Source organism: Ochrobactrum sp. P6BSIII, from assembly GCF_014138065.1.
Classification (GTDB): domain Bacteria; phylum Pseudomonadota; class Alphaproteobacteria; order Rhizobiales; family Rhizobiaceae; genus Brucella.
Genome location: NZ_JACGXB010000012.1, coordinates 71,256 through 83,397, shown reverse-complemented (window position 1 = coordinate 83,397; position 12,142 = coordinate 71,256). Strand labels below are relative to the sequence as shown.

Genomic DNA, 12,142 nt, shown 5'->3' with positions numbered 1-12,142 from the left:
TGATCAGTGCAGGCGCGACAGACCGTACTTGCCGTGTCAGTTGCTCTCCCGTTTCAAGCGATCAATATGCGCGAGAGACTGTGTGGAAGCGGCAGGAAACTCAGAATCTTAAATGATTGGGGGAAGGCATTCCATGACGGCACATGCGTCAACCTTTCTAGCCTGCAGTGCAGCAACGGAAATACCAGGTGCTATGGGCTTGAAGTTCGCTTGCAGCTTGGCGCAGGAAGCAAGCAAGGAAATGCCGCTGTCAACCTGAGACAGTGGTGCCCGTTCAAGGGGAATCGAACAAGGCTCGGTGTGCTGATTCGTCTGGCACAATAGCGATTAAAGCACTGAATTTCGTCTTCTCTGTCCCTTACAAGCAGGGCTTGCAAAGCACAGCGAATTGTTTTCGCGTGTGAGCGCGCTGAACTAAAGCTGGAAAGCCCCTAGTGGACTTCCAGCACTTTCACGCAAGAATCGAGATCATTTGTTGCCAGATGCGCGTATCGCATGGTCATTTGCAGTGTCTGGTGGCCAAGCCACATCTGGACACGGCGAATATCAATGCCGCCGCGAACAAGGCGGGAAGCGCAGGTGTGACGCAGAATATGCGGTACGACCTGATCGTCGGTGCCCAGACCGACTTGCATCTTGGCGTCATTCCAGATCTGTCGAAACCGGACTTGGTTGAGCATCGCAAATGGCCCTTTGAGCCGCTCATGCGGAATCTTCGTCGCCTTTCCCGCACGGCGGGTGAGGGGGACTGTTCGGCTTCTATTGGATTTGGTGAGCCAGAAGGTGACGCGATGATCCTGCAAATCATTCCACGTCAGTCCAATGGCCTCGCCAAGACGGCAGCCTGAATCGACGAGGAACACTGCAAGCCGGAAGCTGTCTTCGCAGCGCGATTTGATCGCCGCGAACAGCCGCTTTTCTTCCTCATATTCGAGAAAGCGGATGCGTCCCACCCGTTCTTTCTGTCGGACAAACTCCGGCAGACTGTAGATATCCCCCATTTTATGCGCCTTTCGCAGCAGCTTGCTCAGCGCAGCCATCTTTCTGTTGATGGTTGCATTGCTGTTGCCGCGCTCACGAAGCGTGCCAATAAGGGAATCAAGCATTTCCTGATCGAAACCTGAAAAGCGTTCGCCCTTCAAAATTTCGTCGATCTCGCCGAGAAACGACCTAACATTATATTTGTGCGAGCCGTCATCCCACAGAATGTTTATGTATTTTCCCGTCAGCTCAGCGATAGAGAATTTCTCTACGAGCCTATGGTTTTGGCTTCTGTCGGATGCGTAATTCAGATTGTAGTCGATGATCGGCGCGTATTTGTCACCAGTACCAACTACCGTTTCCCCAATAGTTATCATTTTGTGCCCCCCGGCATTCTGCGGGTTGCACAACTAATGGAATAATTAAAGAAGCACAAGATAAGTAGGCTAACTTTATGCAGAGACATGGTGCGATCCTTGTTTCAGGCCCCCGTTTGTCCCCAATTTCCAGTTTCTCGATAACTCCCCTTGTCGCCGCCCGTTCAAAATCCCCATTTTGGCGCGGGTGACTTCACAGCTCTGTGAACACTGATCCTATGATTGCAGACGCCAGCGGTTTCCCGCTGGCGTCTTTGATTCAGACGTTGGTCTGATTAGAATGAACGCTGGAAGCGAACCATGCCGCCAAGGGCATCCTTGTCGCCAGCGTAGTCGCGCCATTCGCCACCGAAGCGGGTGTACGAAACTTCTGGCGTGATGGTGAAGCCAGGGACCAGCTCGTAAGCGACGTTAGCCGTAACTGCGGTCTTGCCCCAGTCGTCATGTGCGCCCTGAATGTTGATGACAGCCTTGTCGGTTGCCTTGAACTTCGCGCCACCCCAGACAGCCCAATCGCCGCCCCACTGGCCGTACATCTGCAGCGGAGATTCTTCCGAAGCGTAACCACCCTGCAACCAAACCGAGAAGCGGTCGGTGATGTTGATGTCGCCGCGAACTTTGGCTGCCCACTCTTCGATAACCGAGTCGTAAGCTACGACGCCAGCGATTGAACCCCAGCCGCCAGCATACTTCAGGCCACCAACAACATGCGGCATGTAGCCGTCGATCGTGAAGCCATCGTCACCCTGTTCGAGAGCGATCACAGCCGAGAAGCCATTGCCGCCAGTGAAGGTGTACGAGATCTTACCGGTCTGGTATCCGCCAGCTGCGACCACGTCATCGTTGATGACATCGCCGAGGTAGCCGGTGAAGGTGTGGAACTCCGACTCATCGATGCCGACCTTCAGGCCGCCGAGTTCGATATAGGCGAACTGCAGAGCAACGTCAGAACCGGTGAAGCCGTAGTCGCCGTCATGACGCGAGTTAGCTGCGCCATAGTTGAAGCGGGTTTCGGTATAGGTCTTCAGCGTACCGAGTTCGGTTTCCGAAGCGGTCGAGGTGCGAAGCGCGAAACGAGCGCCCTTGTCCCAGCCCTTGCGGTCGAAACCGGTGTAGACGTCATCGCCGCCCTTTACGTCGTAACGGACGTAACCATGGATGCGCAGGCAGGTTTCGGTGCCTGGGATGTAGAAGTAGCCAGCGCCGTATGCGTCGCAAACGCGAACATATTCAACGGCTTCGGGCTCTGGCGCGACGATTGCGTCGGCAGCCTGAGCGCCGGAAGCTGCAACCAGAGCTGCAGCGGAGCCGAGAAGAAGGCTCTTGATGTTCATTTCTGACCTCCAGTCAAGAATCGACATCATGTCAAAAAACTATTTTAATTCAGATACTTATGGATTTTTCTGATTCAGCTTGTCAAAAGACAAGATCAACACGCCGTCGATGGAGAGCGTGAGAATCGGCCCAACGCGGAGATAATGTCTGCATTTTTGATGGAAGGATTGGTGTGCGCTGGCAGCGCAGTGGCGGAGAGGATGGGATTCGAACCCACGAGACCCTTATGAGGTCTACTCCCTTAGCAGGGGAGCGCCTTCGACCACTCGGCCACCTCTCCGGTAAGGGCGAGATAGCCGGTACGTGGCGGCATTTCAAGCGATTTACGCAGTAGCTGGTAAAATTTCCTGAGAATTACACCCTTTATATATAAGGCAATCATGGTTCAGGCCCGATTTGCGGCGTTTCAACGACGAATCCTTCATTGCTCTGTCGCATAATAATGCCATTGGAAATGAAAGAGATTCGGACTCTTTAAAGAAGAATCGCTCGTTCCTTGCCATCTGGAGGACACTTTCCAATCCCCAGGCCATAAACAAGGGAATCTCGAGCCGTGTTAAGCTTCCAAACTGAAAAAACACACGTTTTCAATCGTTAAGATCGATTAATTTCGATTTACTAATGTTAATAAAGACTAAAGAACCTCACTCAAAGCTGACAATTTCGTGTCTTTTCTGCAACAACCATTCTGCATAGAGGCCTTGCTGGGGCAGGTAAGCCGTATTCGGTGTTGAAACGAAAGAGCGGGCGAGTATCTTCACATCCAGAAGAAGGAGCGCTTCGGGGCGACTTTTTCACAAGGGGATGGGGACAGGTTGTCCTTCAGCCAAATCAGAATGCCCAGACCCATTTTTAACTTTGACTGGAGGTCAGAAATGAACATCAAGAGCCTTCTTCTCGGCTCCGCTGCAGCTCTGGTTGCAGCTTCCGGCGCTCAGGCTGCCGACGCAATCGTCGCGCCAGAGCCCGAAGCCGTTGAATATGTTCGCGTTTGCGACGCATACGGCGCTGGCTACTTCTACATCCCAGGCACCGAAACCTGCCTGCGCATCCATGGTTACGTCCGTTACGACGTAAAGGGCGGCGACAACGTTTACTCGGGTACGGATCGTGAAGGTTGGGACAAGGGCGCTCGTTTCGCTCTGCGTACCTCGACCGCTTCGGAAACCGAACTCGGCACGCTGAAGACGTTCACTGAAACCCGCTTCAACTATGCTTCGGCTAATTCCCGTGAAGACGGCGTTTATGGCTCGAACTCTTCCGACGTCGTTATGCAGTTCGCCTATATCGAACTCGGCGGCCTGAAGGTCGGTATTGATGAGTCGGAATTCCACACCTTCACCGGTTACCTCGGCGACATCATCAACGATGACGTGGTCTCGGCTGGCGCATATCGCACGGGCAAGATCTCGTACACCTTCACTGGCGGCAACGGCTTCTCGGCTGTAATCGCTCTTGAACAGGGTGCGGACAACGACGGCGGCTTTACCGGCGCTGGCGACTATGCAATCGACGGCTACATGCCGCATGTTGTTGGTGGCCTGAAGTATGCTGGCGGCTGGGGTTCGATCGCTGGCGTCGTAGCTTACGACTCGGTCATCGAAGAGTGGGCTGCTAAGGTTCGCGGCGACGTCAACATCACCGACCGCTTCTCGGTTTGGTTGCAGGGTGCATATGCTTCGGAAGAAAATCCGGACCAGATGTACGGCCAGTGGGGCGGCGATTGGGCTGTCTGGGGTGGTCTGAAGTTCAAGGCAACCGACAAGGCTGTCTTCAACCTTCAGGGCGCGCATGACGATTGGGGCAAGACCGCAATTGCTGCTAACGTTGCTTACGAGCTGGTTCCTGGCTTCACCATCACGCCGGAAATCAACTACACCCGCTTCAGCAACGACTGGCGCGCCTATGACGGTGGCATCACCGAAAAGGACGCGATCGGCGGCACCATCCGCTTCCAGCGTTCGTTCTAATCCTTTACGGATTGGCTACAAGAAACCCGGCAGCTCAGCTGTCGGGTTTTTTGTTGTTCTCTGATTTGAACGGCTCTTGCATTTGTTGAATGTCCTGTCTTTGTACGAATGATCTATCGCAATGCGCTGCTTCGAAGAAGCGGATCACAGACACGGAAGGTGAGGCGACATGAAAAGCTGGTTCTGGCCGGGTGTAACGTGGACCGCAACACTGACGGCTCTGGCTCTGTGGTTCGGGGTGGATCGGGTTCAGACCGATATTTCCACTCGCACGTCCGAAGCATTGGCACCCTATGTCTGGACTGGCTTCGATATTGAAGGCCGCGACATTACAGTGAAGGGCATTGCGCCTGATCCCGCAGAGCAGGAAGCGGCGCGTGCTGCTTTGCGTGCTGTATGGGGAATCAACGACATCACGGATCTCACATCTGTTCTGCCTGCCACGTCGCCTTATGTTTTTAAGATCGAAAAGAGCAATGACGCCCTGGTCTTTTCAGGCTCCATTCCCGAAAATGCGCTCCGTGACCAGATCATGGAAGTCGCAGAAGGTGTCGCGCCCGGCTCGTCGCTTGATGACGAAATGGCCTTGGCGCGCGGAAGCTGGCCACAATTTTCTGACAGTGTTCTTTTCGCTCTCACTTTGACCAAAACGCTTGCGGATGGCGAGGTAACGATCACCGACGGGTCGCTTTCGATCAAAGGGAAGGCGGCAAGCGCCGAGCAATATCAAGCAATGACCGATATATTGGCCAAGCCGTTGCCATTCGGTTTGAATCTGGCGGCATCCGATATAGCCCAGCCGTGATTCTATGGGATTAAGCTTACGCTAGGGCAGGGATTCGGGTGACTTTCCTGTTCGAAGTTGACAGTTTCGCTGTTTCAAATTTTGCTTTCTTATTATGACTAATGCGTGGGGCTGACCCATGAAACCCAGTGCAGGTTTTGATGCTTTATCTTGCTGAAACATTCTGGCCCGTTCTTCTCGCGGCGATATTGATCGGGATCGTCGTCGGATGGCTGAGCGGTCGTAAATAAAGCAGCCGCCGAACTGGCTCGGCCTGCAAGAGATAAGATGCGCTTAATCAACAGGTTATGGCGCGTGTAGTATAGAGTACGAGGGAAACCGACATGCCGTTGCTGATCATTCAACTGGCGATCCTTGTTGCGGTGGCGTTTATCGTGGGATGTGTTCTGGGCAAATTGTTCCGGGGCAAAAGCAAGGCCATGACCGACGAGGAACGTATAATCGTTGCGGCTGCGCTCTCGACGCCTCCTGCCGTGGACGAGAAGCCCGAATCCGTTCAGCCTGTCGCTGCTCCGGTAGAAGCGGCGTCGCTGCCGAAAGACAAGAAGCCACAAAAAGTCAGTGCGCCGAAGAAGGCGCCTGTGCCGGACGCGGAAGTCGTAGGCGGACCACTGCCGGTTCCGGCTGCAGAACCAGAAGAACCGCGCGAGCCGAAAGATCCGGGCCGTCCTGAACTGCTCGATGCGCCCCGTGAAGACAAGACGGATGATCTGACCGTGATCAGCGGTATCGGCAAAGCCATCCAGACGATGCTCAATAAGCTCGGCGTTTATCATTATGACCAGATTGCAAGTTGGTCAGACGAAGAAGCCGCGTGGATCGAACGTCACATTGGCTTCCCGCGCCGAATCGCACGCGAAAACTGGATCGCGCAGGCAGCAAAGCTCACAGAAGCCACGAGCAAGCCCGCGGCCAAACGGCCAGTCAGAGCCAAGAAAGCTCCTGCAAGGCCGAAGGCCAAGCCTGTCAAGAAAACTGACGCTTGATGGAGTTACGGGATGATGTTTTGTAGCGCATCCCGCAGAATTTGAAGCTGTCTATCGACGCCCGTAAACCAGATCGGTTTCGATATCGGCAGAACCGGTCAGGCGAGCTTTATAGACCTCGTAATTTTCCATAACGCGCTGCACATAATTGCGCGTTTCCGAATAGGGAATGCGCTCGATCCAGTCCACGATCTCTTCGATCGACTGACCGCGCGGATCACCATATTTCTCGACCCATTCTGAAGCGCGGCGCGGCCCGGCATTATATCCGGCAAAAGTCAGCACATAGGAACCGTTGAACCGGTCAAGCTGTTCGCCAAGAAAATGCGCGCCGAGCGTGGCGTTATAGCCAGCGTCGCTTGTCAGTCGCGGTGCGGAGAAAGCCATGCCGTTGCGTGTGGCGACGCTTTTGGCGGTCGCTGGCATCAGCTGCAACAGACCACGTGCTCCAGCCTTGGAAACGGCGCCGACATTGAATTCGCTTTCCTGACGCGCGATCGCATAGGCAAGCGCCTTGCCTGAGCCGCTGATATTGGCGCTGGCCGGGATGGCGCCGAGCGGATGAGATAGTGCGCCGACATCAAGCCCGCGCATCGCGGCGGTTTTGCCGACGCGCAGCGCCAGATAGTGGTTCTCGTTGCGCTCGGCCATGACGGCCAGCAAGGCGAGCTCGCCGACACTGTCGAGTTCCTGCGAAAGCTGCGTATAGATGGATATCGCCTTGGCGGCATAGCCGATCTGTTCCAGACGCTTGATCGCCTGCACCGCGTTCCGGTTGGCAAAGCGAGCGCGATCCGTATCACTTGGTCGCGGATAGATCAGCTCCGGCGCTTTCTCATCCAGCTTGGCGGCGGAAAGCTGACCATAAAAGGTCGTGCCGAAATGGGCGGAGCGGCGATAATAATCGCGCGCATTGCCACCACTTCCCGCGTCCGCGGCGCGTCCAAGCCAATAATAGGCGCGCGATGCGGAAATCGGCCGGGCAGAAATCTCAGCAATTCTGGCGAAATGCGGTGCGGCCGTTTTCGGCTGCTTGAGCGCGCGCAACGCATACCAACCGGCATGGAATTCCGCTTCGGCTGCAACCGTTGGCGATTCGGCGGCGTGAGCCGCGACCACCTTATAGGCAAGCTGCGGTTTACCGAGGTCGAGCAACTCCCGCGACAGAATCCGCCGTTCGGTCCACCAAGCGTCAGGATCAACCAGCATGGCGGCCTGACGCGGCGCCTTCAACATCAGATCGGTGGCGTCGTCATAGCGCTCAGCGCGACGCAGATAGCGAATCTTCAGGAACTGATAGGCTGCATTCGCCTGCCAGGAGCGATCCACGGCAGCAATCGTTGCCGCTGCATTGGGCGACTTCTGAGCGACGGCTGCAAAGGCATTGTAAAGCGACTGCGCCTGTGCGGGACCGGCAAGCAGCTTGGCTGACTGTGTGCGGTCATTATAGATCGCGCGCAGAAAACGCCGCTGGTGATCGTCCCGTGTCAGGACACCGTTGAATTCCTTCAGCACTTTCTGCTCGTCATCCGACGACAGACGCTGTGTTGCCCACCAGGGCGACAGGAGTTCACGCGCCTTCGCAGGATTGCCAATGCTGACATAGGCGCGCGCCAGCACGATCATACCTTCGGTGGTCACTGGGCGACGGTTGCCAAAGGCCGCCATCACCGTTCCAGCAGGCGGGTTTTCCTTGAATAGAGCCCGTTCCGAACTGCGCTGAAGCGTGGAAATGCCGGGCCAGCCGGGCAATTCAGCGGTTGCGGCAGCAATTTCACCGCTTGAAACACCGTCAATGCCCGAAGTCGCAATCGCCCAGGTCAGAATCTGCCGGTCAAGCGAACCGCGCGGCATGCCGTTACGAAAGGCAACCGCACTTGTCACATTGTTCGAATACAGCGCATCGAGGCCGCTTTTCAGCGTGCCGCCAATGGCAGCCGGGTTTTCAACACGGCTGAATGATGAGGTGATAACCGGATCCGGCGGTGTGGGACGCGGTGTCGGCGTCACCAGATTCATTGGCGAAGCGGGAGACTGCGCTGCGGCAGGCGCAAAGGGACGCGCAAGAGGTGTCGGCACTTCGCTCGGCAGTGACGATTGCGCAAACGAAGCCGTCGGCTGCACCGCAACCGCAATAAGGCATCCTGCAAGCAGGGCCTTTCGTCTGATACTGATCGCTACGACTTCTTTAGACATCCACACTCTGAAACAAAAATCCGGCCATTCGGGATACTGGTTGCAGTGAAATATGTTAGCAAAATCCGGCTTTTGTTAGCCTTCCATTTTGCCCGCAGGTTTCGATATTCATGATACGCCTCAGGAATGAAACTATGATTAACAAAATCTTTATAATATCGCACCGCAGACGCCGAAACGGCTGGTGGACATACCCATCCCGGACAGCTGTCGGGACCTGCGAGGTAGTTGCTAAAATAAAGCCGGGATTTTCGTCGCAAATCTGCCGTATTACCCCTGTTTTCCGCTTGCAATGTGCTTGCTCCATTTCTGCTGCAAGACTATTGTTCATCGCCTCCGCAAACCGCAACACAGGTCGAGTGCCCCTTGAGGTTTGAGGTTCCGTCTATCTTTTTCAGGAGTTACTGATGCTGAAGGGCTCAATTACCGCGCTTGTCACGCCATTCGATCGTGAAGGAGCGTTCGATGAGAAAGCTTTTCGTGCATTTGTTGACTGGCAGATAAAAGAAGGCACCAAAGGTCTCGTGCCCGTTGGCACCACGGGCGAAACGCCGACGCTTTCCCATGATGAGCACAAGCGCGTCATCGAGGTTTGCATTGAAGTCGCCGCGGGTCGCGTGCCGGTCATCGCCGGCGCAGGTTCGAACAACACGGTTGAGGCGATTGAACTCGCCCAGCATGCGGAAAAGGCTGGTGCGGATGCCGTGCTGGTGGTTACGCCTTATTATAATAAGCCGAACCAGCGTGGCCTCTACGAGCATTTCTCGCGGGTTGCCCGCTCGATCTCGATCCCGCTCATCATTTACAACATTCCGGGCCGTTCGGTCATCGACATGACGCCTGAAACGATGGGTGCTCTCGTGCGCGATCACAAGAACATCATCGGTGTGAAGGACGCGACTGGCAAGATCGAGCGCGTTTCCGAGCAGCGCGGCACCTGCGGCAAGGATTTCATCCAGCTTTCGGGCGAGGATGCAACGGCGCTCGGCTTCAACGCCCATGGCGGGGTAGGGTGCATTTCGGTGACATCGAATATCGCGCCGCGCCTGTGCGCCGAGTTTCAGGAAGCTTGCCAGGCTGGCGATTACGCCAAGGCTTTGGAGTTGCAGGATCGCCTGATGCCGCTGCACAAGGCGCTGTTCATCGAGCCGAATCCATCTGGCCCGAAATATGCGCTGTCGCGTCTTGGACGTGTCGAAAACAGCCTGCGCTCGCCAATGGTGCAGGTCGAGGAGTCGACCGCCGAGAAGATCGATCAGGCCATGAAGCATGCAGGCCTCATCAACTGATCCGGCAATTGCCGTGTTGTCAGTTGAAGAAATGGCAAGCTGGTGATTTTTACGCTCCCGCCGTCGCGGGAGCGTTTTCATTTTAAATGCAACGCATTATATAGTGCAGTTATGAACAAGCCGAAGAATTCCCCTGCGCGCAAGATCATCGCGGAAAACCGCAAGGCGCGCTTCAATTTCGAGATTTTGGACACGCTTGAGGCCGGTCTGGTTTTGACTGGCACCGAGGTGAAGTCTCTGCGCGCCAATCAGTCGAACATCGCCGAAAGCTATGCCAGCTTCGAGAACGGCGAGTTCTGGCTGATCAATTCCTATATTCCGGAATATACGCAGGGCAATCGCTTCAACCACGAGCCGCGCCGTTTGCGCAAGCTTCTGGTCAGCCGCCGCGAAGCCTCGCGTCTGTTCAACTCGGTCTCGCGCGACGGTATGACTGTCGTTCCGCTGAAACTATACTTTAATGATCGCGGACGCGCGAAGCTGGAACTGGCCGTCGCACGCGGCAAGAAGAACCACGACAAGCGCGAGACGGAAAAGAAACGCGACTGGGGTCGTGAAAAGGCCCGTTTGCTCCGCGACCGGGGCTGACCTTATGCCAACGAAAAAGAGCGCTGTGAGGCGCTCTTTTGATTCATGCGGAAGAGTGGATATTCTTAACAACCGAACCGCAAACGTTGCGTAGTTCGAAGAGGGCTCGGTTTCGAGCCCTGACTGATATCAATAGCCTTCGTCGAGATCGTCGTCCTGGCGGCGCGGTGCGCGCTCAGACGGGTCGCGACCAATTTCGGCCTTCAGCGAAACAAGATCGATGAAATGATCGGCCTGACGGCGCAGTTCATCGGAAATCATCGCGGGCTGCGTGGTCAGCGTCGAAACGACGGAAACCTTGCGGCCCTTGCGCTGCAGGGCTTCTGCGAGCGAACGGAAATCGCCGTCGCCGGAGAAAATAACGAAATGGTCAACCGAGTCGGTCAGCTGCATGGCATCGACGGTCAGTTCGATATCCATATTGCCCTTCACCTTGCGGCGGCCGGTCGAATCGGTGAATTCCTTGGCGGCCTTGGTGACCACCTTGTAGCCATTGTAATCCAGCCAGTCGATCAGTGGACGGATCGAGGAATATTCCTGATCTTCAATAAGCGCAGTATAGTAATAAGCGCGCAGCAGATAACCACGCTTCTGAAATGCCTTCAAAAGCTTGCGGTAATCGATGTCAAAGCCCAGGGTCTTGGATGCTGCGTATAAATTGGCGCCATCAATAAAAAGCGCAATTTTTTCACGAGAATCGAACATCGTGTAATATATCCATTTTACAGCCTAACGGGAGTGGACCGTCGACCGCGTATTCAGATTTGTTTCACAAACGTCGACTGGCGAAAATATTTCTACCAATAGCGTTTATAGCGTTTCTAAGGAGATATTATAGAAAGACAAGCAACCATAGGTTGTTATTTTAGTGAGCTAATTTATCCTGTGTAGCAATTCAGGTATGGGAACGAGTTTTGGTCTAGTTAATATTGTTCCATTCTGAACAGGAATGAGCTACTATACGGTATATCGTTTAAAATCGAGGACATAACAGCGGATAAGGGCTTTTAGATGCCTATAATCCCGCTTTCGCTTGTAATTTCGCCCAACAGGCGTTATGTCCAGAAAAAATCCGTTAAAGTTCGAAAATGAAAGGGACCGCGTATGGCCCGCGTCACCGTTGAGGACTGCGTAGACAAAGTCGAGAACCGATTCGAGCTGGTTCTGCTCGCCGGTCATCGCGCCCGCCAGATTTCTCAGGGCGCTTCGATCACTGTCGACCGCGACAATGATAAGAACCCGGTCGTTGCATTGCGCGAAATCGCCGATGAAACGCTTTCGCCGGACGATCTGAAGGAAGACCTGATCCACTCGCTGCAGAAGCATGTGGAAGTGGACGAACCGGAAGCTGCTGCTCCGGCCCAGATCACCTCGTCGTCCGACGAGCTCGTTGAAGGCATTGCCGAAGCAGCCGAGGAAGATGTTGTGTCTTTCGATCGCATGTCGGAAGAAGAGCTTCTGGCCGGTATCGAAGGTCTGGTTGCCCCGGAAAAGAACGACGACTTCTAAGGCTCGTTCGGGTTATCCATTTTATACGCGCTGCGGCTCATCTGGCTGCGGCGCGTATTTTGACGCGCGTGAACATAAAATGATCGCTGCGGCGGCTTGCAGGAAG

The 12,142-nt window shown here is 54.9% G+C and carries 10 protein-coding genes and 1 tRNA gene; 6 read left to right on the top strand and 5 right to left on the bottom strand.

Annotated features, from left to right (window positions below; all coding sequences use genetic code 11):
* Positions 1–431: 431 nt before the first annotated feature.
* The 3 genes from FHW00_RS17215 to FHW00_RS17205 all read right to left on the bottom strand — a co-directional run bounded on the left by FHW00_RS17215 (position 432) and on the right by FHW00_RS17205 (position 2,973).
* A complete protein-coding gene (locus FHW00_RS17215; RefSeq protein WP_078340144.1) occupies positions 432–1,358 on the bottom strand; it encodes a tyrosine-type recombinase/integrase in 927 nt (308 codons plus the stop codon).
* A gap of 275 nt (positions 1,359–1,633) precedes the next feature.
* Positions 1,634–2,692, bottom strand: coding sequence for a porin (locus FHW00_RS17210; protein WP_078340143.1), 1,059 nt, complete (start codon positions 2,690–2,692; stop codon positions 1,634–1,636).
* 190 nt (positions 2,693–2,882) lie between these two features.
* Positions 2,883–2,973 (bottom strand) — tRNA-Ser (locus FHW00_RS17205).
* A 595-nt stretch (positions 2,974–3,568) separates the two neighbouring features.
* Here FHW00_RS17205 and FHW00_RS17200 point away from each other — a divergent pair.
* The 3 genes from FHW00_RS17200 (at position 3,569) to FHW00_RS17190 (ending at position 6,454) form a co-directional block, all read left to right on the top strand.
* Positions 3,569–4,663 carry a porin gene (locus tag FHW00_RS17200; protein WP_182514671.1) on the top strand — a complete coding sequence of 365 codons (1,095 nt, stop codon included), beginning with the start codon at positions 3,569–3,571 and terminating at the stop codon, positions 4,661–4,663.
* Between the two features lie 169 nt (positions 4,664–4,832).
* Positions 4,833–5,468 (top strand): BON domain-containing protein, encoded by a 636-nt coding sequence (locus FHW00_RS17195; RefSeq protein ID WP_078340696.1) that lies wholly within the window; start codon positions 4,833–4,835, stop codon positions 5,466–5,468.
* Between the two features lie 323 nt (positions 5,469–5,791).
* Positions 5,792–6,454 (top strand): 50S ribosomal protein L21, encoded by a 663-nt coding sequence (locus tag FHW00_RS17190; RefSeq protein WP_078340697.1) that lies wholly within the window; start codon positions 5,792–5,794, stop codon positions 6,452–6,454.
* Positions 6,455–6,505: 51 nt separating this feature from the next.
* Here the strand turns inward: FHW00_RS17190 and FHW00_RS17185 are convergent, their stop codons facing one another.
* The gene (locus FHW00_RS17185) at positions 6,506–8,650 is read right to left on the bottom strand and encodes a lytic transglycosylase domain-containing protein (RefSeq protein ID WP_078340698.1); all 2,145 of its coding nucleotides are present in this window, start codon (positions 8,648–8,650) and stop codon (positions 6,506–6,508) included.
* Between the two features lie 407 nt (positions 8,651–9,057).
* Between FHW00_RS17185 and dapA the strand changes: the two genes are divergently transcribed.
* Entirely contained in the window at positions 9,058–9,939 is an 882-nt protein-coding gene (gene dapA, locus FHW00_RS17180; protein ID WP_078340699.1) for a 4-hydroxy-tetrahydrodipicolinate synthase, read from the top strand.
* 111 nt (positions 9,940–10,050) lie between these two features.
* Positions 10,051–10,527 (top strand): SsrA-binding protein SmpB, encoded by a 477-nt coding sequence (gene smpB, locus FHW00_RS17175; RefSeq protein WP_078340700.1) that lies wholly within the window; start codon positions 10,051–10,053, stop codon positions 10,525–10,527.
* Positions 10,528–10,656: 129 nt separating this feature from the next.
* Here the strand turns inward: smpB and FHW00_RS17170 are convergent, their stop codons facing one another.
* Complete coding sequence (locus FHW00_RS17170) at positions 10,657–11,232, bottom strand: LabA-like NYN domain-containing protein (protein ID WP_078340701.1); 576 nt, start codon at positions 11,230–11,232, stop codon at positions 10,657–10,659.
* 399 nt (positions 11,233–11,631) lie between these two features.
* Between FHW00_RS17170 and rpoZ the strand changes: the two genes are divergently transcribed.
* Positions 11,632–12,036, top strand: coding sequence for a DNA-directed RNA polymerase subunit omega (gene rpoZ / locus FHW00_RS17165; protein ID WP_078340702.1), 405 nt, complete (start codon positions 11,632–11,634; stop codon positions 12,034–12,036).
* Positions 12,037–12,142 lie beyond the last annotated feature (106 nt).